Origin of the sequence: Leifsonia sp. 115AMFTsu3.1 (assembly GCF_004362795.1) — a bacterium.
Lineage (GTDB): Bacteria > Actinomycetota > Actinomycetes > Actinomycetales > Microbacteriaceae > Leifsonia.
Genome location: NZ_SNYB01000002.1, coordinates 527,868 through 550,728, shown reverse-complemented (window position 1 = coordinate 550,728; position 22,861 = coordinate 527,868). Strand labels below are relative to the sequence as shown.

Genomic DNA, 22,861 nt, shown 5'->3' with positions numbered 1-22,861 from the left:
TGCTGTGGTGCGGTGGTTCGGAGTTCGGTGGTTCAGAGGTCGATGGTGCAGTGTTCCAGGTCGCGGGGGCACGCGGTCAGCGGCTTCGCGCCGTCCTCCGTGACCAGCATGGAGTCGGAGATGCGGTAACCGGCATGCCCGGGAATGTAGACGCCCGGCTCGTTGGAGACGATCATCCCCGCTTCGAGCAGAGTCGGGTCGCCGTCCTCCAGCCACGGCGGCTCGTGCATCCCGAGCCCGATGCCGTGCCCCTGCCGATGGCGGAGGTACTCGCCGAGGCCCGCCTCCCGGATGACGTCGAGGCAGTCGGCGTTCGCCTGGCGGCACTCGCGGCCGGGCCGGATGGCGGAGGCGCCTGTGGCCTGCGCGAGCCGGACGGCGTCGTGGTAGCGCCGCTGGTCGGCGGTCGGCGTGCCGAGCACGAAGGTGCGCTCCCCCTCGACGAAGCGGCCGCCGACGGCGCAGCCGAGCGAGAGCATGAAGGTGTCGCCGGGCCGCAGTCGGTACCCGGACGGCAGCCCGTGCGGGTAGGCGGAGTTCGCGCCCGCGTAAACGAGACCGCCCGCGAGCGGCGACACGACGACGACATCGTCGTGCTCGGCGTACATCGTCGAGACGCCGACGCCGCCGACGTGCGAGGCGAGCTCCGCCTCGCTCGGCAGCTCGCCGCCGGCCGACACGCGCTCGCGGATCAGGGCGACGCCGGATTCGAGCATCAGGTCGGTGATGCGCGCCGCCTCGGCGTGCAGGGCGACCTCCTCGGGCAGCTTCACGTAGCGCGCCACGGTGACCAGCGGCGTCGCAACGGCCTCGCCTGCCTCGAGTTCCGCGAATGCAGCCGCCTGCCGCTCCCACGTCATCCCGGTCGAGAACCCCACGCGGCCGGCCCGCCCCACCCGGTCTGCGAGCGCGCGGAACGGCGGGAGGACCCCGGGGAACTCGGGATAGGACACCAGCTCTGCCCGGGCGGACTGGCGTTCCGCGTTCTCCCGCTCGAGCTCGGGGACGAGGAGGACCGTTCGGCCGTCCGCATCCATCCACACCGCCACCGGCCGTTCGCTCGGATGATGGAAGAAGCCGGTCAGGTAGGCGACGTCCTCCGGCGCGTCGGTCAGCAGGGCGTCGAGCCCCTCGGTGGCGAGCCGGGAGCGGACGCGGTTCTGGATGCGGTCGAGCGCGTCGGCGGTCAGCCGGGTGCGGAACACGGGTCTCCTTCGGATCAGCGGCGACGCGACTTGGGGTTGCGCGCGTCGTTGTAGGCGATGGACAGCAGTGTCGCCGAGAGCACGAGCAGCAGGATCGCGATGGACGGGAACAGGGTCAGCCACCAGGCGCTCGACATCGCGCCCGACTGCTGCGCCTCGTAGAGGATGCGCCCCCACGACCAGACATTCGGATCGCCCAGCCCGAGGAAGGCCAGGCCGGCGGCGGAGAGCACGGCGCGCGAGGCGGTGACGACGACCGAGACGACGATCACGGGAGTGACCGCCGGGACCACGTGCCGCACGATGATCCACAGCGGGGAGGAGGTCATCAGCCGGGCGGCGTCGACGTACGGGAGGCGCACGACGGTCAGCGCCTGCGACCGCACCAGACGCGTGACCTCCGGCCAGGAGAAGGCGGCGACGACGAGGATGATCGTGGTGGTGCTCGGTCCGACCAGCGCGGCGATGAGGATCATCAGCGGCAGCACCGGGAGCGACAGGGTCAGGTCGACGACGACGCTGATGAAGCCGTCGAGCCGGCGGAAGTACGCGCCGGCGACGGCGACGATGGTCCCGACGACGATGGCGATGGCGGAGGCCGCCACCGCGACCAGGATGCTCTGCTGCGACCCCCAGACCACCTCGCCGAACACATCCCGGCCGAGGCTGTCGGTGCCGAACCAATGGGCGCCGCTCGGCGGCGCGAGGACGGGGTCGCCGTAGCTCGGCGGATAGGGCGCGATCAGCGGGGCCGCGATCGCGACGATGGTGAGCAGGATGAGGACGGCGAGCGCCAGCATCCCGAGCGGCTCCCGGCGGAACGCCCGCCAGGTCTGCGCGGCCGCGCGGCCGTTCTCCAGGGCGACCGGCTCGATGCCGACCGCGGCCTCGGTGACTGCTGCCTGGGTCATGCCTTCTTCACTCTCGGGTCGAGGAATCCGTAGACGGTGTCGGTGATCATGTTCGCCACCACGACCGTGATGGCGAGCATCAGGAACGCGCCCTGCAGCACCGGGAAGTCGAGCTGCGTGACCGCCTCGTAGATCCCGCGGCCGATGCCCGGGTAGGCGAACACGGTCTCGGTGAGGACGGCGCCGCCGACGAGGAAGCCCAGCTGAAGCCCGATCAGCGTCGTGGTCGGGAGCAGCGCGTTCCGCAGGGCGTGCTTCCACAGCACACGGCGGTACGGGAGGCCGTTGGCCCGGGCCAGGGTCGTGTAGTCCTCCCCCAGCGCGTCGATCAACGTCGAGCGCATGGTGAGCACGTACGAGCCGAGCTGCACCAGCATGAGCGACACCGCCGGCAGGATGAGATGGCTGGCCACCGAGCCGTACCAGGCCATGCCGTAGGCGTCCTGGTCGTACGCTCCGCCGATCGGCAGCCAGTGCAGCATCAGCCCGAACACGAACAGCAGCAGCACGCCGATGCTCGGGACGAAGATGGACTGGCCGGTGACGCCGACGATCTGCACGACCTTGTCGAGGAAGCGGCCGCGGTGGGAGGCCGCCAGCACCCCGAGCGGGATGCCGACGGCCACCGTGAGCACCAGAGCGGTGCCGGTGAGCAGCAGTGTCCACGGGAGTCGCTGCATCAGCACGTCGAGCACAGGAATCGACTGCGTGAACGAGACCCCCAGGTTTCCCTGGACGAGCTGCCACAGATAGATGCCGTACTGCACGATCAGCGGCTGATCGAGCCCGTACTGCTGGAGCAGGGCCGCCCGCGTGTCCTCGGTCATGTTCGGGCTGGCGACCGCCAGCGCCGGGTCTCCGGGCAGCAGGCGCAGCAGGAGGAACGTCACGGTCACGGCGAACCAGATCGTGAGCACACCCCTCCCGAGCCTCGGGAGCAGGAACAGGAACCGGGACACGCGGGTCGGCCTCGCTTTCGGTTACTTGCCGGTCGGGTGCGCGCTGGCGACCGAGATCGGGTTGACGATGGACAGCAGCTCGCTGGGCTTCGAGACGAACCCGGTCCACTTCGAGCTGGACGCGAAGTACAGGTTCTGCGTGTACATGATGTTGTCGTACACGTTGTCCCGCACGATCTTCGCGGCCTCCCGCATCAGCTTCACCTTCTCCTTCTTGTCGGTGGTCGCGGCGCCCTGGGCGATCAGGTCGTTGAGCTTCGCGTCGTCGACGTAGCTGTAGTTGATGGCGCCTCCGGGGAGGTAGGCGAGCGTCATGTTCGTCACCGGGTCGTCCATGATGGCGAAGTTGCCGGCGTAGATGTCGAAGTCGCCCTTGTTGGTCATCGCGAGGTAGGTGTTCCGCTCGGTGCCCTGGAGCTCGATCGGGATGCCCGCCTTCGCCGCGCTGTCCTTGACGAGGGTCGCCCACTGCGAGGTGACGCTGTCCTGGAGCGAGTAGATCAGCCGGAACTTGACCGGGAACATCCCGTCGGAGCCGGCCGTGTATCCCGCCTCCTCCATCAGCGACCGCGCCTCGTCCGTGTCGAACGAGTACTCCTTGATGGACTTGTCGTAGTAGTCCTTCAGCACCGGCATCAGCGGGCTCGACCCGGTCGACACGGCCTGACCCTGCAGCACGACCTTGCGGATCGCGTCGTAGTCGACCGCGTGGGCGAGCGCCTGACGCACCTCGAGCTTCGCGAGAACCGGGTTCTTCATGTTGTAGGTCATGTGGGCGTAGCCCAGCCCGACCGCCTCGGTGACCGTGATGCCGCTCGTCGACTTCAGCTTCGCGACCTGCGCCGGGGGCAGCGCGTTGGCGATCGCATCCACTTCACCGCTCTGCAGCGCGAGGATCTCCGTGTTGACGTCCGGGAAGACCCGGTACACGACCTTGGCGGAGAGCGGCGTGCCGCCCTCGACCAGCGGGTAGTCGTCGACGCGGTCGAGCGTGTAGCTCTGCCCCACCTGCACCGCCGACAGCTTGTACGGTCCGGCGCTGACCCAGCCGCCGTCCTTGCCGTCGTTCGGGAACGTGGCGACCGAGTCGGCCTTCTCGAACACGTGCTTCGGGACGATGTTGCCCCAGAAGCCGATCTCGTCGACGATCGACGAATCCGGCTTGGTCAGGGTGAACTCGACCCGCGTCTTCGACACCGCCTTCGCCGTGTCGAGGTTGGCGAGCTGGCCGTAGAAGGTGCCGGAGGGCTTGTCCTTCTTCACCGCGTTCATCGTCCACGCGACGTCCTCCGCGGTGAGCGGCTGGCCGTCGCTCCACTTCATGTCGTCGCGGATCTCGTAGTACCCGGTGGTGTCGTTCACGTAACCCCACTTGGTGGCGAGCTGCGGCTTCTTCGAACCGTCGTTCGCGATCTCCAGCAGGTGCGGATACATCAGGTTGGTGATCCAGTAGTCGCTGCGGCTGTTGCCGACGAGCGGGTTGTAGTTGACGACATCGGTCGTCGTGGCGATCGTGAGCGTCGCCGAGCCGGCCGTGGCGGAGCTCGCCGCGGGCGGTGCGCTCGGCGCGCACGCGCTGAGCGCCAGGGCCGCGACGGCGAGAGTGGCCGCCGCGACCGCGATCTTCCGTGGGCGCATCAGACCCACACCTCCTTCAGGACCCGAAGAGTGTTTCCACCCACGACGGCGCGGATCTCGTCGTCGGAGTAGTCGTGCTTCACCAGCCAGCCGATGATGTTGTAGAACTCCTCGGCCGGGTTCTCGAGGCCGTCGACGTACTCGACCTTCTCGTAGTCGACCTTCCCGTGCGCCTGCCCGAGGGACAGGTTGGACGCGAACGCGTCGTGCAGTCCGACGTGGTCGCCGAAGAGGGTGTCCGGTCCGAAGCTGACGTGCTCCAGGCCGACCAGGTCGACGCAGTACTGGAAGTGGTCCATGACCGATTCCAGCGAGTGACGCGGGTGCTGGGGCGACAGCGTCGTGTGCGGTGCGGCCTCGATGCCGATGACACCGCCGCGCTTGGCGCACTCGATGATCGTCTCGTCCGTCTTCATGCGGTTCGTCGGCCACAGGCCGCGGGCTCCCGCGTGGGTGATGAAGACCGGCTTGGTGGAGGCCTTGATCGCATCCACCGCCGTCCGGTCGCCCGAGTGCGAGACGTCGATCGCGATGCCCAGCTTGTTCATCCGCTCGACGGCGCGTTCGCCGAAGTACGTCAGCCCGCCGTCGCCGCGCTCCTTCAGCCCGGAGCCCAGGTAGTTCGCCTCCGAGTACGCGATGCCCATCTGGCGCACGCCGAAGCCGTACAGCACGTCGAGCCGGTCGACCTCGTTCTCGATCGGGGTCGCCGCCTCGAGGGCGAAGATGTGGGCGATGCGCCCGGTCTCGGCGGCGTACTCGATGTCCTTGATCGTCTCGCCCTTGATGACGAAGTCCTGGTGGGCCAGGTCGGCCATGCGGACGCCGAGGTCGAAGAGCACGTCCTGGTACTTCCAGCCGGCGTCGCTCGAGATGCAGCAGGTGCCGTCCATCCCGTTGTCGAAGACCGCTGTGATCCCGGAACGCGAGAGGCCCTGGTAGCCGGTTGGTTCGCGGCCCTGGCGGATGTGGTCGCGGAGCTGGGTCATGTCTTCGGGGAAGACCTGCACGTGGTCGTGCAGGGAGATGACCGTCGACTCGGAGAGGAGGCGCGTCGTGCGCTCCGCCTGGTCGTCGCTGAGGTCGAGGCCGGCGTACTCGGGCACCCGGTTGATCTGCTTGGCGTAGCGGAACTCGCGGTAGTCCTTGCCGGCCTCCAGGTAGTCGTATGCGGTGTAGCCCGTGTAGCGCGGGGCGGGGTCGAGCACGCTGTCTCCTTCGTCCTGGTGAGGTTGAGGCCGCTGCGCAATCAGGCGCAACAGCAGCCAATCTCGCGGATATCCGGCGGCTGTGTCAACATTGATTTGAAAATTCGGCACGGATGTTTCCTGATTGAAACATTCCGGAAACGACTCACATGCGAGGATGTCGACGTGGACACATCGAACGCGCACAGCACCGACGTGCTGCAGGTACGCAATCTCTCCGTGGCCTTCACCGGCGGCGGCCCGGACATCCCCGCGGTTCGCGAGGTCGACCTCCGCGTCGGCCGGGGCGAGTTCGTGGCGCTCCTGGGCGAGTCCGGCTCGGGCAAGTCCGTCACCGCGCGGGCCATCATGGGCCTGGGCGAGGAGAACACCCGGGTCACGGCCGACGTGCTGCGCCTGGGCGACGTCGACCTGCTGTCGGTGAGCGAGGAGGCGCGCAGGCGGCTCCGCGGCGAGCGCATCTCGCTCGTCCTGCAGGACGCCCTCTCGGCACTCAACCCGGTGATGACCATCGGCGACCAGATCGGCGAGCTCTTCCGCGTGCACCGCGGCGCCGGCCGGAAGGAGGCGCGCGCCCGGGCCGCGGAACTGCTCGCGCTCGTCGGCATCCCCGCCCCGGAGCGCCGGGTCGACGACTACCCGCACCAGTTCTCCGGTGGCATGCGTCAGCGCATCCTGATCGCCATGGCCATCGCCCTGGAGCCGGAACTCCTCATCGCGGACGAGCCGACGACCGCGCTCGACGTCACCGTGCAGGCGCAGATCCTCGACCTGCTGGGCTCGCTGCGCGACCGGCTCGGGATGGGCGTGCTCCTGATCACACACGACCTGGGCGTGGTCATGGAGGTCGCCGACCGGGTGGCCGTCATGTACGCCGGGCGGATCGTGGAGTCCGGGGACGCCGACACGGTGTTCGCCCGCCCGGCCCACCCGTACACGGAGGCTCTCCTGCGGTCGGTTCCGCAGGCGGCGCAGCGCGGGTCGGATCTGCTCACCATCCCCGGGTCGCCCCCGAGTCCGTCGCGCGTCCCGTCCGGCTGCTCGTTCCATCCCCGCTGCCACCTGGCCGTTGAGGCCTGCCGCAGCATCCGTCCCCCGCTCGAAGAGGTCGCCCCCGGTCGGCGGGCGGCCTGCATCCGATCCGAGGAGCTCATCGGTGAACTCGTCCCCTGACCCCCGCACCGTCGTCGACTCCCGCGCCGGCGACCCGACAGCCCCGGAAACCGAGGTCGTCCTCAGCGCGCACGGCCTCGTCCGCCGTTTCGCGACCGGCTCCGCGTTGCGATCGGCGACCGTGTCGGCGGTCGACGGCATCTCGCTCGACCTGCACGCCGGCGAAATTCTCGGCATCGTCGGGGAGTCGGGATGTGGCAAGTCGACTCTCGCGCGCATGCTCGTCGGCCTCGAACGTCCCGATGAGGGCACGCTCGCGTACCGCGGCACCGACGTGGGCCGCGGCCGCCGGCGCGACCGCAAGCACCTCCGCGAGGGGGTGCAGATGATCTTCCAGGACCCGTACGCCTCCCTCGACCCGCGCATGACGGTGCTCGACATCGTCACCGAGCCGATCGCCGCGGCCCACGCGATGAACCGCTCCGCTCGGCGCGCACGGGCCGTCGAGCTGCTGGAGCTGGTCGGACTCGGCGAGGACATGCTCACGCGCTTCCCGCACCAGTTCTCCGGCGGGCAGCGACAGCGAATCGGCATCGCCCGCGCTCTGGCGCTCGACCCGGACGTCCTGGTCTGCGACGAACCGGTCTCCGCGCTCGACGTGTCGGTGCAGGCGCAGGTGATCAACCTGCTGGGCGACATCCGTCGCCGCCTCGGGGTGTCGATCGTGTTCATCGCTCACGATCTCTCCGTGGTCCGGCACATCGCCGACCGCGTGGCCGTCATGTACCTGGGCCGGATCGCAGAGCTCGGCGACACCGACGTGCTCTACGAGAGCCCGTCGCATCCCTACACCCAGGCGCTGCTGTCGGCGACGCCGACCGCCACCCGCGAGGGCCGGGGCCGCCTGGCGCAGCGGCGCATCCTCGCCGGGGAGCCGCCGTCGCCGGTGGACCCGCCGTCGGGCTGCCGCTTCAACCCGCGCTGCTGGATGGTGACCGACGAGTGCCGCACGGTAATCCCGCCGCTCCGCCCGCTCGACGGACCCGGCATTCCGCTGCGCGAGGTGGCCTGCCACCACGCCGAGGAGGCCGTCGGCCTCCCGGTCGCCTGACGGCGGTCGCGGGCGCACCGCCTCCGTCCCCGCCTCCCGCGTCCGTCCCGTGCCCCTCACCAACCCGCGCAAAACGGAGGATCCCACGCCCGCCGCGGCCAGAGACTCCTCCGATTCCGCCTCCGTCACGGCGCGCCGCGTCGTTTCTCCTCCCTTTCCGCCCACCCGCTCGGCTGCTCGGAAAGGGAGGAGGTTCCCTCCGCCGCGCCGATGAATCACCGGAAACGGAGGACGTTTCGACGCCGGCGGCCCGATTCACCTCCGTTCCGGACGACCGACCGCCGAACGTCCAGCCGCCCGCCGTCGGTACGATGACCGCATGACGACCTCCTCCCCCGCGTGGGGCATCCTCGGAACGGGCGGCATCGCGGCCGCCATGACGCGCGACCTGCAGCTCGACGGCCACACCGTCGCCGCGGTCGGCTCCCGCACCCCGGAGGCGGCCGCGCAGTTCGCCGCCGCGCACGCCGTGCCCCGGTCGCACGGCAGCTATGAGGAGCTCGTCGCCGATCCGGATGTCGACATCGTCTACGTCGCGACGCCGCATCCGCAGCACGCCCCCAACGCCCTGCTCGCGCTCGCGGCCGGGAAGCACGTCCTCGTCGAGAAGCCGTTCACGATGAACGAGGCCGAGGCGCAGCAGATCGCCGATGCCGCCCGCGCGGGCGGACTGGTCGCGCTCGAGGCGATGTGGACGCGGTGGCTGCCCCACATGGAGCGCCTGCAGGAGATCATCAGCGACGGCACCCTCGGCGAGCTGCGCTCGGTCGTCGCCCACCACGTCCAGCTCACGAACCCCGACCCGGCCGCCCGGATGCTGAACCCGGCGCTCGGCGGCGGCGCGCTGCTCGATCTCGGCATCTACCCGGTGTCGTTCGCGTGGGATGTGCTGGGCGCACCGAACCAGGTGCTCGCCCTGTCGACACCGACCGCGACCGGCGTCGACCGCCAGACCTCCATCCTGCTCGGCTACGAGAGCGGCGCTCAGGCGGCGCTCACCACCGAGCTGGACGCCGCGGGCGACAACAGCGCCACCGTCATCGGGACGGACGCGCGGGTCGAGCTCGCCGCGACCTTCTACGCGCCGACCTCCTTCCGGGTCGTCGACCCGAAGGGCCACGTCATCGAGACGTACGAGTCGCGCATCGACGGGCGCGGGATGCAGTACCAGGCGCGCGCGATCGAGCGGCTGATCGCGGCAGGCGGCGGAGAGGATGTTCGCCTGCCTCTCTCGCAGTCGGTCGCCATCATGGGCACGCTCGACACCATCCGGGAGCGCATCGGCCTCGTCTACGGCTGAGGCGCGACCCGGCCGCCCACCGCTCTTCCCCGTTCCCGTCGCCCGGCGTTAGAGTGCGCGTGGAGCGCACGGCGATCCGCGGCCCACGGGCCGCTGGCCCGGCGGGAAGGAGCGTCATCGATGACCGATCTCACGGGGAGGCGCGCGCTGGTCACCGGCGGCGCCAGCGGCATCGGGCTCGCCTGCGCCGAGGCGTTCGCGGCCGCGGGCGCACGGGTGACGATCGCCGACCTGAACGGCGACGCGGCGCGCGAGGTCGCGGCGCGGCTCGGCGGCGACGCCTGGGAGGTGGACCTGTCGAAGACCGGCGAGCTGGCCGACGCGGCTGCCGACGCGTCAGCGGACGTCGACATCCTCGTGAACAACGCCGGCATCCAGCACGTCCGCCCGATCCCCGAGTTCGAGCCGGAGACGTTCGCCCTGATGCTGCGGATCATGGTGGAGGCTCCGTTCCTCCTCATCCGCGCGGCGCTGCCCGGGATGTACGAACGCGGCTTCGGCCGGATCGTCAACATCTCCAGCGTCCACGGCCTGCGGGCGTCCGAGTTCAAGTCGGCGTACGTCACCGCCAAGCACGCCCTGGAGGGGCTCTCGAAGACGACCGCGCTCGAGGGTGGAGCGCACGGCGTCACCTCCAACTGCATCAATCCCGGCTACGTCCGCACCCCGCTCGTCGAGAAGCAGATCGCCGACCAGGCGCGGCTGCACGGCATCCCGGAGGACGAGGTGGTCGAGAAGGTGATGCTGACCGAGGCGTCGATCAAACGCCTGGTGGAGCCGACCGAGGTGGCGAGTCTGGCGCTCTGGCTCGCCGGTGACGACGCGGGCATGGTCACCGGTGCGAGCTACACGATGGACGGCGGGTGGAGCGCCCGGTGACGACCGCGACGGAGTACACGCCGTTCGCGGTCCCGGTCGACGGCGGCGACCTCGCCGGCGGTGTCTGGCATCCGGACGCCGAGGGGATGCCGATCCTCGCCATCCACGGCATCACGGCCAGTCACCGCGCCTGGCTGCTCGCCGCCGACGCGCTGCCGCACCACCGGTTGATCGCGCCGGACCTGCGCGGGCGCGGCCGCAGCTCCGGGCTCCCGGCCCCGTTCGGGCTCACGCAGCACGCCGACGATCTGGCCAGGGCGCTGGATGCGCTCGCGGTCGACCGGGTGGTGGCCGCCGGTCATTCCATGGGCGGCTTCGTCGCGGTCCGCTTCGCCGAACGCCACCCGGGCCGGGTCGAGCGGTTGGTGCTGATCGACAGCGGCCTGCCCGTCCCCGCACCCGAGGGCGTTCCACCCGAGGACCTCCCGGCCGTGATCCTCGGCCCGGCGCTCGAGCGTCTGCGGATGCGGTTCGCGTCGCCGGAGGCGTACGAGGCGTTCTGGCGGCGGCATCCCGCGATCGGTCCGTGGTGGAACGCCGCGATCGCCGACTACGTCGCGTACGACCTCGTCGGCGACGCGCCGGAGCTGCGGTCGAGCGCCGACCCCGACGCCGTGTCCGTGAACGCGCTCGAGCTCGACGGGTCGGCCGGGTACGCCGAGGCCCTGGCCGCCCTTCGCCTCCCGATCGACTTCGTGCGCGCACCGCGCGGCCTCCTCGACGGACCGCCCCTCTACGACCCCGCCGTCATCGCCGAGTGGCGGGAGCGCCTGCCCGGGATGCGCATCCACGAGGCCGACGACGTGAACCACTACACGATCCTCATGACCGATGCCGGCCTGCGGCAGGTCCTCCCCGTCCTCGACCCGAAGGAGACACCCCGATGAGTGGAACGCTGCTGCCCGGCATCGACGCCCGCGCTGTCCGCACCTCCCGATACACCGCCAACGTGCTGGAGCGCCCGGCCGCGGGCGACCCGCTCCGTACCGTGTTGTTCGTGCACGGCAACGTCTCGTCGTCGCTGTTCTGGCAGCCGCTCATGCTGTCGCTGCCGGAGGGCGTGCGCGCGCTCGCGGTCGACCTCCGCGGGTTCGGCGACAGCGAGACCCTCCCGGTGGATGCGACCCGCGGCGTCCGCGACTTCTCCGACGATGTCGCGGCGGTGGCGGACGAGCTCGATCTCGGCGCGGTGCACGTGGTCGGCTGGAGCCTCGGCGGCGGCGTGGTCATGCAGCTGCTGCTCGATCGGCCGGACCTCGTCGCGAGCCTCACCCTGGTCTCCCCCGTCTCGCCGTACGGTTTCGGCGGGACGGCCGCCGACGGCAGCCTGCTCAACCCGGACGCGTCGGGCACGGGAGGCGGCGGCGCCAACCCGGACTTCGTGGCGCGCTTGGCGGCCGGGGACACCGGCGAGGAATCGCCGACGTCGCCGCGCGCCGTGTACCGCTCCTCCTACGTCGCACCCGGGTTCGTCTCCGAGTACGAGGACCTCTGGGTGGAGTCGATGCTCTCCACGGCGACCGGCCCCGACAACTACCCCGGCGATGCGAGCGCGTCGGAGCACTGGCCGGGATTCGCGCCGGGCACGCGCGGCATCCTCAACACCCTGGCTCCGACGTACTTCGACACCTCGGGCATCGTGGATGCGCCGGCCAAGCCGCCCATCCTGTGGATCCACGGCGCGGTCGACGCGATCGTCGGCGACGCCTCCTTCTTCGACCTCAACCAGCTGGGCGCCGCAGGCATCATCCCGGGGTGGCCCGGCGACCAGGTCGCTCCACCCCAGCCGATGCTGGTCCAGACGCGGGCCGTGCTCGACCGCTACGCCGCGGCCGGAGGCACCACGCGCGAGGTCGTGTTCGAGGACTGCGGGCACTCCGCGCACATCGAGAAGCCGGACGAGTTCCGCGCCGAGCTGCTCGCCTGGATCGGCTGAGATCTCACGGCTCGACGGCGGTACCGGGGGCCGACGCGGCGTCGAGCGTGCCACGGCGGAGTCCGAGGAGCCCCTCGACCGCGTGGGCGAGGACGGGCCCGCGGTCGCCGCCCGCGCCCCAGCGGACCAGGGCCTGCGCGTTGAGGCCGTCGATCATGCCGAGCAGCTGCCACGCGGCCTGCGCCGGGTCGTCGGCACGGAAGACCCCGGCTGCGACACCGCGCTCGACGACGTCGAGGATGAGCGCCTGCCAGGCGTCCATCTGGTCGCGCACGGCGGCGGCGAGCGCCTCGTTCCGCCGGCCGAGCGCCCAGGCCTCAACCCAGACGAGCGTGACATCGTCGCGGGTGCCGTCGAGCAGCGTCCGCAGCAGCGCGGCGAGGCGCGCCGTCGGGTCGACTTCCCGATCGAGGAGGGCACGCACCTCATCCAATTCGGCGGCGACGACCGCGGTGAAGGCGGAGGCGACCAGCTCATCCATCACCGGGTGGTAGTGCGCGACCAGGGCGGGAGCGACCCCGGCGCGACCGGCGACACCGCGCATGGTCACCGCGGTGAGCCCGTCCGTGAGCGCGAGGTCGCGGGCGGCGGCCGAGAGTTCGGCACGACGTTCCGCGGGCGGGCGGCGGGGTGCTCTTGACATGGTCCGCCCAGTATAGGTACGTTCGCCTCAGATATTGATCATTCGATCAACAATCGTCGCCGACCGCGGAGGACACCGATGACCTGGCGCATGCCCGCAGAGACCGCACCGCACGAGCGCACGTGGATGGCGTTCCCGCGCGCCGGCCTGACCCTCGGCGACGACGCCGCATCAGCCGAGGAGGCCTACGCGTCGTGGACCGCCGTCGCCCACGCGGTCGCCGAGTACGAGCCGATCACGATGGTCGTCGACCCCACCGAGCGCGACCGCGCCCGCCGCATGCTCGGCAGCCACGTCGAACAGGTCGAAGCCCCGCTCGACGAGTTCTGGATGCGCGACTTCGGCCCCACCTTCGTGGTCGACGACGAGCGGCCGGGTGTGCTCGGGGCCGTCGACTGGACGTTCAACGGCTGGGGCGACCCCGAGTGGGCCGAGTGGCACAAGTCGGCCGAGATCGCCCGCTTCGTCGCCGAGCGCACCGGCGCCGAGCTGATCAGCTCGCTCCTGGTCAACGAGGGCGGCGGCATCCACGTCGACGGCGAAGGCACCGTGCTGTTGACCGAGACCGTCCAGCTCGACCCGCGGCGCAATCGGTACGCCGACAAGGAGCGGGTGGAGGCCGAGCTCGCCCGCACGATCGGCGCGACGCACGCCGTCTGGCTTCCGCGCGGCCTCACCCGCGACTACGACGACTTCGGGACGAACGGCCACGTCGACATCGTCGCCACCATCCCCTCCCCGGGCCGACTGCTTCTGCACACGCAGCGCGACCCCGAGCACCCCGACCACCTGGTCTCACGCGAGCTGCGCGCCCTCCTCTCCGGCACGACGGACGCGGCCGGACGCAGCTGGGACATCATCGACCTGCCCGCCCCCGCCACCCTCCGGGACGAGGAGGGCTTCGTCGACTGGAGCTACGTCAACCACCTCGTCGTCAACGACGGCATCGTGGCGTGCGGTTTCGGCGAGGAGCGCGCGGACGCGGAAGCCACCGAGATCCTCGAGGCCGCGTACCCCGGCCGGCGGGTGACGATGGTCGACTCGCGCCCGATCTTCCAGCGCGGCGGCGGCATCCACTGCATCACCCAGCAGCAGCCCGCCGTGGCCCCGGCAGCGCAGGACGCCCGATGACCTTCGACGTCGTCGAGACGCCCATCGCCGAGCTGCGGCGAGCGCTGGAGGCCGGCGAGACCACGAGCGAGGAGCTGGTGACCGCCTACCTCGCCCGGATCGACGCGTACGACACAGCCGGCCCGCGCCTCAACGCGGTCGTGGTCCGCAACCCGGACGCGCTCACGGAGGCGCGTGCCTCCGACGCCCGGCGGTCGCGCGGCCAGACCCTCGGGCCGCTCGACGGCATCCCATACACCGCGAAGGACAGCTACCTGGCGCGCGGGCTCACCGCGGCGGCGGGTTCCCCGGCGTTCGAGCACCTGATCGCCCAGCGCGACGCGTTCACGATCGAGCGCCTGCGTGCCGGGGGCGCCATCCTCCTCGGCCTCACCAACATGCCGCCGATGGCGAACGGCGGGATGCAGCGCGGCGTCTACGGGCGCGCCGAGTCCCCCTACAACGGCGACTACCTCACCGCCGCGTTCGGTTCCGGTTCGTCGAACGGCTCCGGCACGGCCACCGCAGCCAGCTTCGCGGCGTTCGGCCTCGGCGAGGAGACGTGGTCGTCGGGCCGCGCCCCCGCATCCAACAACGCACTGTGCGCCTACACGCCGTCGCGCGGCATCATCTCGGTGCGCGGCAACTGGCCCCTGGTGCCGACGATGGATGTGGTGGTGCCGCACACCCGCACTGTGGCGGACCTGCTCGAGGTGCTCGACGTGATCGTGGCCGACGACCCGGAGACCCGCGGGGACTTCTGGCGCGCGCAGCCGTGGGTGCCGATCCCGCGGGCGTCGGAGCTGCGGCCCGCGTCGTATCCCGCCCTCGCCGGGAGCGCCTCGCTCGCCGGACGGCGGTTCGGCGTGCCGCGGATGTACATCAACGCCGACCCGGAGGCGGGCACGGGCGACGGCGGACCGAACGGCCGCGGTGGCATCGGGGGCGCGACCGGTCAGCGGATCGAGACGCGGCCGTCCGTGATCGCGCTCTGGGAGCGCGCCCGGGGCGACCTGGAGGCGGCCGGCGCGACGGTCGTCGAGGTCGACTTCCCGGCGGTCAGCAACTACGAGGGCGACCGGGCCGGCGCACCCTCCATCGCGACGCGCGGCCTAGTCAGCCCCGAGTTCCTGCGGCGAGAGATCGTCGACCTGTCGGCGTGGGCGTGGGACGACTTCCTCGCCGCCAACGGCGACCCGGCGCTGCGGACGCTCGCCGACGTCGACGGCGAGCGCATCTTCCCCCACCCGGGGGGCGCCCTGCCGGACCGCTACGACGGCTTCGAGGACGACATCGCCGACTACCCCGCCTGGGTGCGCGCGCATCCCGGCACGGCCCTCGCCGACATCCCCGAGCTGGCCGACGGCCTGCGCGGCCTCGAGGAGACTCGGCGCGTCGACCTGGAGGAGTGGATGGACGGGCTCGGTCTCGACGCCGTCGTCTTCCCCGCCGTCGCCGACGTGGGGCCGGCCGACATGGACGTGAACCCGGACTCGGCCGACCTCGGCTGGCGCAACGGCGTCTGGGTCGCGAACGGCAACCTCGTGCCGCGGCACCTCGGCATCCCGACCGTGACCGTGCCGATGGGCACGATGGACGACATCGGGATGCCGGTCGGACTCACCTTAGCCGGCCGCGCCTACGACGATGCCCGGCTGCTCGCCCTCGCCGCGGCGTTCGAGGCGACCGGCGAGCGGCGCACCGAGCCGTCGCGCACACCGCGCCTCGGGTAGCACCCGCGAGCCTCCTCGGGGTCCGTCGCGCGGTGGATGCGGATGGGCCTCGCGGGGGACGCGGCCGCCCGCGCCGCCCGGCGAGGCTGAAGGCATGCATTCCTCGAAGTCCCGACTGTTCGGCGCCGCCCTGTCGGTGGCCGCCGCATCCATCGCCCTCAGCGCCGTCCTCGCCGGCTGCACCTCCGCGCCCACCGGTTCCCTCGCGCAGCCGGCGAGTGCGGGCGGGTCAGTGGTCGAAAGCGGCGGCCTCACCGATGACGACGGATACATCGCGGACGGCACGTCCCTCCCCCTCGACAGCGACCTCCCCGCGGTCACCCGGCTCGACCCGGACCTCCGCTCCGCACTGGAGGACGCGCAGTCCGCGATGGAGGCCGAGGGCAGCGGGTCCGCCATCACCATCGCCGACGGCTGGCGTTCCGAGCGGTACCAGGAGCACCTGTTCGCGCAGGCGGTGAAGCAGTACGGCAGCGAGGAGGAGGCCGAGAAGTGGGTGAAGCGCGGCAGCGACTCCGCCCACGTCCGCGGCGAGGCGGTCGACATCGCCGACGCCGGCGCGATGGACTACCTCAACCGCTTCGGCGCCGAGTGGGGGCTCTGCCAGGTCTACGCGAACGAGGCCTGGCACTTCGAGCTGCGCACGGCGCCCGGCGGCACCTGCCCGCCGCAGTCGCCCGACGGTCGCGGCTGAGGGCCCCGGCCGCGGCTGAGCGCGGTGCCTCAGCGGGCGATGCCGACGGCGGCGCGCTCGGTGTCCGCCCGGCCCAGGCTCGCCAGCATCGCCGCCGCGAGATCCGCCCGGGACACCGTCATGCCGCGAGGGACGGAACCGCCGATGCGCGTTCGATACCGACCCGTCGCGAGCCCGTTCGTGAGCATCGGCGGCCGGAATGCCGTCCACACGCTGTCCGAGGCAGCGAGCTCGGCCTCCATCTCGCGCAGGTCGTCGTACACCGGCCGCAGCACGCGACCGATAAGGGGCAGGGCAACGCGTCGGCTGATGAAGCTGTCGTCCGCGGGCGGAGGTGCGACCGGCGCTGCGCTGATGACGACGATGCGGCCGGGGTGGGCGGCGAGGATCGCCCGCGTGGCGGGCGCTGCGACGGGTGCATCCGCGCGGGATCGCGGGCCGATCGCGGAGAGCACGGCGTCCGACCCGGCGATCGCGTCCCGGACGGCGGCCGTATCGGCGAGGTCGGGGACGATGACCGGGGTGACTCGCGGGTCGATCTCGGCCGGGCGGCGGAGGACGACCGCGACCTCGTCGCCTCGATCTAGCGCTTGCCGGACGAGCTGGCTGCCGGTGCGCCCGCTGGCGCCGAAGACGGTGAGCTTCATGTAGGCATGCTAGATGATAATCACACTGCCGTGCAATCACCCGTTGGTACGATCGAGGGATGTCGTCCTCCGAGACCCCGCGGCCCGAGGCTGTGCCCGCGCTCGAGACCCGGGCCAGCTTCCTCGTGTCGCAACTCGGCCTGCAGAGCGCCCAGCGCTTCACGGCGGCTCTCGCCCCGCTCGGCATCACCCCGAACCGGTTCGGGGTGCTCGTGCATCTCGCCCGTCAGGAGGGCCGCACGCAGCAGGAGCTCGCGACGGCCCTCGGCCTGCACCGCAATTCCATGGTCGGGATGATCGACGACCTGGAGGAGCGCGGCCTGGTCGAGCGTCGCCGCCACCCGGACGACCGTCGCGCCTACGCCATCCACCTCACTCCCGCGGCGCACGCCGTGCTCGAGGCCGGCGATCGCCTGGCCGACGAGCAGGAGGAGGCGATGCTCGCGCCCCTCGACGCGGGAGAACGCGCTGCGCTCGTCGCGACTCTCACCCGCCTCGTCGCCGCAGCCGGCTACCGGGCCGGTGTGCACCCCGGTCTCGACGCCCGCCACTGATGTTCCCCGCCCCACGATTTGCGCCAAATCGCGGTTATAGGAGCCGCATTACCGAGATTTGGCGCAAATCTCGGTCCCGGGGCCGGGTGAGGCGGCCGATAAGCTGGGTGCGTGTCCAAGGTTCTGAGCAGTCTGCCCGTCGGTGAACGAGTCGGCATCGCGTTCTCGGGAGGTCTCGACACCTCCTGCGCGGTCGCCTGGATGCGCGAGAAAGGCGCCGTGCCCTGCACGTACACCGCCGACATCGGCCAGTACGACGAGCCCGACATCGACGCGGTCCCCGGCCGCGCGAAGGAGTACGGCGCCGAGATCGCCCGGCTCGTCGACGCCAAGCGTGCGCTCGTCGAGGAGGGCCTGATCGCCCTCCAGTGCGGCGCCTTCCACATCCGCTCTGCGGGCAAGACCTACTTCAACACCACCCCCCTCGGTCGCGCGGTGACCGGCGTCATGCTGGTGCGCGCGATGATGGACGACGGGGTCGAGATCTGGGGCGACGGCTCCACCTACAAGGGCAACGACATCGAGCGGTTCTACCGCTACGGCCTCATCGCCAACCCGCGCCTGCGCATCTACAAGCCGTGGCTCGACTCCGCCTTCGTGGAGGAGCTCGGCGGCCGCACCGAGATGAGCGAGTGGCTCGTCGCCCGCGGGTTCCCGTACCGCGACCCGAGCGAGAAGGCCTACTCGACCGACGCGAACATCTGGGGCGCCACCCACGAGGCGAAGCGCCTGGAGGAGCTGGATGCCGGGCTCGACATCGTCGACCCGATCATGGGCGTCGCCGCCTGGCGCGACGACGTCGATGTCACCCCCGAGACGGTGTCCGTCCGTTTCGAGGCCGGTCGCCCTGTCGCCATCAACGGCGTCGAGTTCGACGACCCGGTGGCCCTGGTGCTCGAGGCGAACGCGATCGGCGGCCGCCACGGCCTCGGCGCATCCGACCAGATCGAGAACCGCATCATCGAGGCCAAGAGCCGCGGAATCTACGAGGCGCCGGGCATGGCCCTGCTCCACATCGCCTACGAGCGGCTGCTCAACGCCATCCACAACGAGGACACGGTGGCGAACTACCATAACGAGGGGCGCCGCCTCGGCCGCCTGATGTACGAGGGCCGCTGGCTCGACCCGCAGTCGCTGATGCTGCGCGAGTCGCTGCAGCGCTGGGTCGGCTCCGCCATCACCGGCGAGGTCACCGTGCGCCTGCGTCGCGGCGACGACTACACGATCCTCGACACGACCGGCCCCAACCTCAGCTACCACCCGGAGAAGCTGTCGATGGAGCGCGTCGGCAACTCGGCGTTCGGCCCGGGCGACCGCATCGGCCAGCTGACCATGCGCAACCTCGACATCGCCGATTCCCGTTCGCGGCTCGAGCAGTACGCCGCAGCCGGGCTCATCGGCGGTCCGACCGGCGCTCTGGTCGGCGAGCTGGAGGAGGGCCGCGCGCGCTCGATCCTCGAGGGCGTCGAGCCCGTGGATGAGGAGCTCTCGCGCGAGATCGACCTCAGCTCCGAGGGCGCGGCGTTCGACTCCGGCACCGACTGAGGCGAACACCCGCGCGCATCGGGCCGGGCCGCGCTTGCCTGACCGGCCCGAGACATCCGTACGATGAGGGTATGGATGCGCACGCGGCGGAAGCGGAGGAGCACCGCCCCGAGAACTGGCCGCTCGGCCGGCTGCTCGGCGCCGCCTCCCGAGCCGTGGAGCGCGCCTGGGCCGATGCCCTGGAGGAGCGCGGCCTCACCCACGCGGGACTGATCGTGCTGCATCTGCTCGAGCTCGGCTTCGACTCCCAGTCGGATCTCGCCCGGATGGCGCACGTCGAGCCGCAGACCATGTCGCGCACGGTCGACCGCCTGGAGCGCGAGGGCCTCGTCACCCGCGCCCCAGACCCGGGCGACCGGCGCCGCCACGTCCTCGCCATCACCGAGGCCGGGCGATCGGCGTTCGCGGGCGTTCGCGGGCTCGAAGACGAGGTGTTCCCGGCGGTGGACGACCCGGCGGCGTTCCGCGCGGCCCTGCTGCAGATCGTCACCGCCCGCCCGTGAGCGGCAACCATGTCGTCGCGGTGCTCGTGCTGGAGGGCGCGAAGCCGCTCGACGTCGGAATCCCGGCGCAGGTGTTCTCGAACCGGCCCAGCATGCCGTACGAGGTGCGCGTGTGCGGCCCGTCCCCTGGCCTCATCACCGGCGGCGACGGACTCTCGTATCACGTGGCGGAGGGCCTCGAGGCGCTGGAGCAGGCCGACACCGTGTTCGTGCCCGGCTACCGGACCCCGGCGACGACCGATCCGCCGGCCGCCGTGGTGGATGCGCTGCTCGCCGCCAACCAGCGCGGCGCGCGCCTCGCGGCGATCTCCACGGGCGCCTTCGCCCTCGCGGCCACCGGCCTGCTCGACGGCAAGCGCGCGACGACCCACTGGCACTACACCCGCCAGCTGGCGAAGCGGTATCCGCTGGTGCGGGTGGATGAGAACGTGCTCTTCGTGGACGAGGGCGACATCCTCACCTCCGCCGGCGCGGCCTCCGGCATCGATCTGTGTCTCCATCTGGTGCGGCGCGACCATGGCGTCGGTCTCTCCAACCGGGTCGCCCGCCGCCTCGTCGCCGCGCCGTACCGCAGCGGCGGTCAGGCGCAGTTCGTCCCGCGCAGCGTTCCCGAGCCGCTCGGCGACCTGTTCGCCGAGACCCGGGAGTGGGCGCTCGCGCACCTCGCCGAGCCGCTGACGCTCGAGAGCCTGGCGCGCAACGCCCGTGTCTCAGCCCGCACCTTCTCGCGGCGGTTCGTGGAAGACACCGGCTACACGCCGATGCAGTGGGTCCTCCGGGCCCGCGTCGACCTGGCGCGGGAGTTGCTGGAGCGCTCCGACCTGGGCGTCGACCAGATCGCCGCGCAGGTCGGGCTCGGCACGGCGGCGAACCTCCGGATGCATTTCCACCGCATCCTCGGGACCTCGCCGACGGAGTACCGCCGCACGTTCTCGGCCTGAGCTCGCGCCGCTCGCCCCCGGGGTGGCGGGATCCTTGCGCATGATGGCGATCACTCTGGCGGAATGCTTGCGCGTACTGTCGTCCCAGCCACTTTCGACGGGATCGCCGACACCGGAGCATGGATGCGGTCCCACGAAAGGAACAGCATGACCCGCATCGCCATCAACGGTTTCGGCCGCATCGGCCGTAACACCCTCCGCGCGCTCCTCGAGCGCGACTCCGACCTCGAGGTCGTCGCCATCAACGATCTGACGGCGCCCGACACCCTCGCCCACCTCCTGAAGTACGACAGCTCCCTCGGCCGCCTGGGCCGCACCGTCGAGGTCGACGGGGACGCGCTCGTCGTCGACGGCCGCCGCATCCGCGTGCTGGCCGAGCGCGAGCCCGCCGACCTGCCGTGGGGCGAGCTCGGCGTGGATGTCGTGCTCGAGTCCACCGGACGCTTCACCTCCGCCGAGGCCGCCCGGGCACACCTCACTGCCGGCGCGAAGCGCGTGCTGGTCAGCGCGCCGTCCGACGGCGCCGACGTGACGCTGGCCTACGGCGTCAACACCGACGCCTTCGACCCCGCCCAGCATGTCATCGTGTCCAACGCCTCCTGCACCACGAACGCGCTCGCCCCGCTCGCGGCCGTCCTGGACGACCTCGCCGGAATCGAGCACGGCTTCATGACCACCGTCCACGCGTACACGCAGGAGCAGAACCTGCAGGACGGCCCGCACCGCGACCTCCGCCGCGCCCGTGCCGCCGCGGTCAACATCGTGCCGACCACGACCGGCGCCGCGAAGGCGATCGGCCTGGTGCTCCCGCAGCTCGACGGCAAGCTGTCGGGCGACTCCATCCGCGTCCCCGTTCCCGTCGGCTCCATCGTCGAGCTGAACACGACCGTCGAGCGCGACGTCACGCGCGACGAGGTGCTGGCCGCCTACCGTGCGGCTGCCGACGGACCGCTGCGCGGCATCCTCGACTACGCCGACGAGCCCCTCGTCTCCAGCGACATCACCGGCCAGCCGGCGTCGTCGATCTTCGACGCGGCGCTGACCCGCGTCGACGGACGACACGTCAAGGTCGTCGCCTGGTACGACAACGAGTGGGGCTTCTCCAACCGCGTGGTGGACACGCTGGAGCTGCTCGCCCGCTAGTTCACGGGGAGCCTGTTACCTCGGTCGCAGGCTCCCTCGGCGCTGGGGTCGCGGCATCGCTACGCGCTGCCCTCAGCTCCACCGCGCGGCACCTTCACCATCAGGCTCGACGGGTCGACCCAGGTGCGGAGAGCGGACGCGCGGCCGAACAGGTCGCCGTCGAGATCCACCTCCTGGGGACGGCTGAGCCGCATCACGAACTCGCGGCCCTTGAGGTAGTTCATCGCGCGCACCTCCTTGTCGGCACCCATCAGCCGTCGGCCGACGGTGGTGCGCCGGAGGACGCCGTTCTCCCAGAAGATCTTGACGGCGATCTGCACCCAGCCGACGAACCCCTCCGGGCGCAGCACGACGATGTCGAACTCCCCGTCGTCCACGGCCGCCTCGGGGAGCAGCAGGATGTTCGCGGGCAGCGACCCGCAGTTGCCGATCAGCACCGTGTGGGCCCGCACGGAGCGCACGCCCTTGTCGTCGAGCTGGTAGCGCAGGCGGAGCTCGTTCTTGTCGCGCAGCACCTTCCCGATCGCCTTCACATAGGCGAGCCAGCCGTGCCGGGCCTTGAGGTCGTCGTCGGTGGCGGCGATCATCTGGGCGTCGATCCCGACGCCGGCCATCACCAGGTAGGAGTGCTTGCGCGTCGGGCCGCTCCCGTCGCGCAGCTCGATCACGCCGACATCGATGGACCGGTTCTCTCCGTCGAACGCCGAGTCGAGGGCATGGCCCACGTCGTCGAGCGTGAGGTTCAGGTTCCGCGCGAGGAGGTTGCCCGTGCCGGAAGGCAGCAGCGCCAGCGGCACACCGGTGCCCTGAAGCTTCTCGGCGACAGTGCGGACGGTGCCGTCACCGCCGGCAGCGATGACGACATCCACGTTGCGCTCGAGCGCCTGCTCGGTCTGCCCGGAGCCCGGGTCGTCCTCGGTGGTCTCGATCCAGAGCGTCTCCGCCCAGCCGTGCCGTTCTTCGGCGGCTCGGAGCGCCTCGCGCAGGGCGGGCGCATCCACCTTCACCGGGTTCACGACGATCGCGGCGGTCCTCGTTTGCTCGGGCATTCCCCGACAGTACCGGCGGATGGTCGATGGCGGAAGCGG

The 22,861-nt window shown here is 71.3% G+C and carries 22 protein-coding genes; 14 read left to right on the top strand and 8 right to left on the bottom strand.

The window, feature by feature from the left end:
• Positions 1–32 precede the first annotated feature (32 nt).
• From AXZ95_RS13605 to AXZ95_RS13585, 5 genes are read right to left on the bottom strand one after another with little or no spacing between them, the layout of a single operon-like run.
• Positions 33–1,205, bottom strand: coding sequence for a Xaa-Pro peptidase family protein (locus AXZ95_RS13605; RefSeq protein ID WP_018192258.1), 1,173 nt, complete (start codon positions 1,203–1,205; stop codon positions 33–35).
• Between the two features lie 14 nt (positions 1,206–1,219).
• Entirely contained in the window at positions 1,220–2,116 is an 897-nt protein-coding gene (locus AXZ95_RS13600) for an ABC transporter permease (protein WP_018192259.1), read from the bottom strand.
• Complete coding sequence (locus AXZ95_RS13595; RefSeq protein WP_018192260.1) at positions 2,113–3,075, bottom strand: ABC transporter permease; 963 nt, start codon at positions 3,073–3,075, stop codon at positions 2,113–2,115. The genes AXZ95_RS13600 and AXZ95_RS13595 overlap by 4 nt, the downstream gene beginning before the upstream one ends.
• Before the next feature lie 21 nt (positions 3,076–3,096).
• Positions 3,097–4,713 (bottom strand): ABC transporter substrate-binding protein, encoded by a 1,617-nt coding sequence (locus tag AXZ95_RS13590; RefSeq protein ID WP_018192261.1) that lies wholly within the window; start codon positions 4,711–4,713, stop codon positions 3,097–3,099.
• Positions 4,713–5,921, bottom strand: coding sequence for a membrane dipeptidase (locus AXZ95_RS13585; protein WP_018192262.1), 1,209 nt, complete (start codon positions 5,919–5,921; stop codon positions 4,713–4,715). Before AXZ95_RS13585 ends, AXZ95_RS13590 begins: the two co-directional genes overlap by 1 nt.
• 165 nt (positions 5,922–6,086) lie before the next feature.
• Here AXZ95_RS13585 and AXZ95_RS13580 point away from each other — a divergent pair, with 165 nt between their 5' ends.
• The 6 genes from AXZ95_RS13580 to AXZ95_RS13555 all read left to right on the top strand — a co-directional run bounded on the left by AXZ95_RS13580 (position 6,087) and on the right by AXZ95_RS13555 (position 12,260).
• On the top strand, positions 6,087–7,094 hold the full coding sequence (locus AXZ95_RS13580) for an ABC transporter ATP-binding protein (RefSeq protein ID WP_018192263.1): 1,008 nt from the start codon (positions 6,087–6,089) through the stop codon (positions 7,092–7,094).
• Positions 7,078–8,145: an oligopeptide/dipeptide ABC transporter ATP-binding protein gene (locus tag AXZ95_RS13575; RefSeq protein ID WP_018192264.1), complete on the top strand. Its 1,068-nt coding sequence runs from the start codon at positions 7,078–7,080 to the stop codon at positions 8,143–8,145. Before AXZ95_RS13580 ends, AXZ95_RS13575 begins: the two co-directional genes overlap by 17 nt.
• Positions 8,146–8,464: 319 nt before the next feature.
• Entirely contained in the window at positions 8,465–9,445 is a 981-nt protein-coding gene (locus tag AXZ95_RS13570; protein ID WP_018192265.1) for a Gfo/Idh/MocA family oxidoreductase, read from the top strand.
• Between the two features lie 120 nt (positions 9,446–9,565).
• Entirely contained in the window at positions 9,566–10,324 is a 759-nt protein-coding gene (locus tag AXZ95_RS13565; protein ID WP_018192266.1) for a 3-hydroxybutyrate dehydrogenase, read from the top strand.
• Complete coding sequence (locus AXZ95_RS13560; protein ID WP_231374487.1) at positions 10,321–11,211, top strand: alpha/beta fold hydrolase; 891 nt, start codon at positions 10,321–10,323, stop codon at positions 11,209–11,211. The genes AXZ95_RS13565 and AXZ95_RS13560 overlap by 4 nt, the downstream gene beginning before the upstream one ends.
• Positions 11,208–12,260, top strand: coding sequence for an alpha/beta fold hydrolase (locus AXZ95_RS13555; RefSeq protein WP_018192268.1), 1,053 nt, complete (start codon positions 11,208–11,210; stop codon positions 12,258–12,260). Before AXZ95_RS13560 ends, AXZ95_RS13555 begins: the two co-directional genes overlap by 4 nt.
• Positions 12,261–12,264: 4 nt before the next feature.
• Here the strand turns inward: AXZ95_RS13555 and AXZ95_RS13550 are convergent, their stop codons facing one another.
• Complete coding sequence (locus AXZ95_RS13550; protein WP_018192269.1) at positions 12,265–12,903, bottom strand: TetR family transcriptional regulator C-terminal domain-containing protein; 639 nt, start codon at positions 12,901–12,903, stop codon at positions 12,265–12,267.
• Between the two features lie 78 nt (positions 12,904–12,981).
• Between AXZ95_RS13550 and AXZ95_RS13545 the strand changes: the two genes are divergently transcribed.
• The 3 genes from AXZ95_RS13545 to AXZ95_RS13535 all read left to right on the top strand — a co-directional run bounded on the left by AXZ95_RS13545 (position 12,982) and on the right by AXZ95_RS13535 (position 16,440).
• The gene (locus AXZ95_RS13545; protein ID WP_018192270.1) at positions 12,982–14,034 is read left to right on the top strand and encodes an agmatine deiminase family protein; all 1,053 of its coding nucleotides are present in this window, start codon (positions 12,982–12,984) and stop codon (positions 14,032–14,034) included.
• Entirely contained in the window at positions 14,031–15,746 is a 1,716-nt protein-coding gene (locus AXZ95_RS13540; RefSeq protein WP_018192271.1) for an amidase, read from the top strand. Before AXZ95_RS13545 ends, AXZ95_RS13540 begins: the two co-directional genes overlap by 4 nt.
• A gap of 94 nt (positions 15,747–15,840) precedes the next feature.
• Positions 15,841–16,440, top strand: a complete 600-nt coding sequence (locus tag AXZ95_RS13535) for a M15 family metallopeptidase (protein ID WP_018192272.1) — start codon at positions 15,841–15,843, stop codon at positions 16,438–16,440.
• 29 nt (positions 16,441–16,469) lie between these two features.
• Here the strand turns inward: AXZ95_RS13535 and AXZ95_RS13530 are convergent, their stop codons facing one another.
• Positions 16,470–17,087, bottom strand: a complete 618-nt coding sequence (locus AXZ95_RS13530) for an NAD(P)H-binding protein (protein ID WP_018192273.1) — start codon at positions 17,085–17,087, stop codon at positions 16,470–16,472.
• A gap of 59 nt (positions 17,088–17,146) precedes the next feature.
• Between AXZ95_RS13530 and AXZ95_RS13525 the strand changes: the two genes are divergently transcribed.
• The 5 genes from AXZ95_RS13525 (at position 17,147) to gap (ending at position 21,773) form a co-directional block, all read left to right on the top strand.
• Complete coding sequence (locus AXZ95_RS13525; RefSeq protein ID WP_018192274.1) at positions 17,147–17,641, top strand: MarR family transcriptional regulator; 495 nt, start codon at positions 17,147–17,149, stop codon at positions 17,639–17,641.
• Positions 17,642–17,752: 111 nt separating this feature from the next.
• Positions 17,753–19,186 carry an argininosuccinate synthase gene (gene argG, locus AXZ95_RS13520; protein WP_018192275.1) on the top strand — a complete coding sequence of 478 codons (1,434 nt, stop codon included), beginning with the start codon at positions 17,753–17,755 and terminating at the stop codon, positions 19,184–19,186.
• Between the two features lie 71 nt (positions 19,187–19,257).
• Positions 19,258–19,689 carry a MarR family transcriptional regulator gene (locus tag AXZ95_RS13515; protein WP_018192276.1) on the top strand — a complete coding sequence of 144 codons (432 nt, stop codon included), beginning with the start codon at positions 19,258–19,260 and terminating at the stop codon, positions 19,687–19,689.
• Positions 19,686–20,630 carry a helix-turn-helix domain-containing protein gene (locus AXZ95_RS13510; protein ID WP_018192277.1) on the top strand — a complete coding sequence of 315 codons (945 nt, stop codon included), beginning with the start codon at positions 19,686–19,688 and terminating at the stop codon, positions 20,628–20,630. The genes AXZ95_RS13515 and AXZ95_RS13510 overlap by 4 nt, the downstream gene beginning before the upstream one ends.
• A 147-nt stretch (positions 20,631–20,777) precedes the next feature.
• Positions 20,778–21,773 (top strand): type I glyceraldehyde-3-phosphate dehydrogenase, encoded by a 996-nt coding sequence (gap, locus tag AXZ95_RS13505; RefSeq protein ID WP_018192278.1) that lies wholly within the window; start codon positions 20,778–20,780, stop codon positions 21,771–21,773.
• Positions 21,774–21,832: 59 nt separating this feature from the next.
• Here gap and AXZ95_RS13500 read toward each other — a convergent pair whose 3' ends face one another.
• Positions 21,833–22,789 carry a diacylglycerol kinase family protein gene (locus AXZ95_RS13500; RefSeq protein WP_018192279.1) on the bottom strand — a complete coding sequence of 319 codons (957 nt, stop codon included), beginning with the start codon at positions 22,787–22,789 and terminating at the stop codon, positions 21,833–21,835.
• Positions 22,790–22,861: the final 72 nt, after the last annotated feature.

Coding starts and splice junctions, on each gene's coding strand:
- AXZ95_RS13600 (WP_018192259.1), bottom strand. CDS start 2,116: ATGACCCAGGCAGCAGTCACCGAGGCCGCGGTCGGCATCGAGCCGGTC.
- AXZ95_RS13590 (WP_018192261.1), bottom strand. CDS start 4,713: ATGCGCCCACGGAAGATCGCGGTCGCGGCGGCCACTCTCGCCGTCGCG.
- AXZ95_RS13570 (WP_018192265.1), top strand. CDS start 8,465: ATGACGACCTCCTCCCCCGCGTGGGGCATCCTCGGAACGGGCGGCATC.
- AXZ95_RS13565 (WP_018192266.1), top strand. CDS start 9,566: ATGACCGATCTCACGGGGAGGCGCGCGCTGGTCACCGGCGGCGCCAGC.
- AXZ95_RS13555 (WP_018192268.1), top strand. CDS start 11,208: ATGAGTGGAACGCTGCTGCCCGGCATCGACGCCCGCGCTGTCCGCACC.
- AXZ95_RS13550 (WP_018192269.1), bottom strand. CDS start 12,903: ATGTCAAGAGCACCCCGCCGCCCGCCCGCGGAACGTCGTGCCGAACTC.
- AXZ95_RS13545 (WP_018192270.1), top strand. CDS start 12,982: ATGACCTGGCGCATGCCCGCAGAGACCGCACCGCACGAGCGCACGTGG.
- AXZ95_RS13540 (WP_018192271.1), top strand. CDS start 14,031: ATGACCTTCGACGTCGTCGAGACGCCCATCGCCGAGCTGCGGCGAGCG.
- AXZ95_RS13535 (WP_018192272.1), top strand. CDS start 15,841: ATGCATTCCTCGAAGTCCCGACTGTTCGGCGCCGCCCTGTCGGTGGCC.
- AXZ95_RS13530 (WP_018192273.1), bottom strand. CDS start 17,087: ATGAAGCTCACCGTCTTCGGCGCCAGCGGGCGCACCGGCAGCCAGCTC.
- AXZ95_RS13525 (WP_018192274.1), top strand. CDS start 17,147: ATGTCGTCCTCCGAGACCCCGCGGCCCGAGGCTGTGCCCGCGCTCGAG.
- AXZ95_RS13515 (WP_018192276.1), top strand. CDS start 19,258: ATGGATGCGCACGCGGCGGAAGCGGAGGAGCACCGCCCCGAGAACTGG.
- gap (WP_018192278.1), top strand. CDS start 20,778: ATGACCCGCATCGCCATCAACGGTTTCGGCCGCATCGGCCGTAACACC.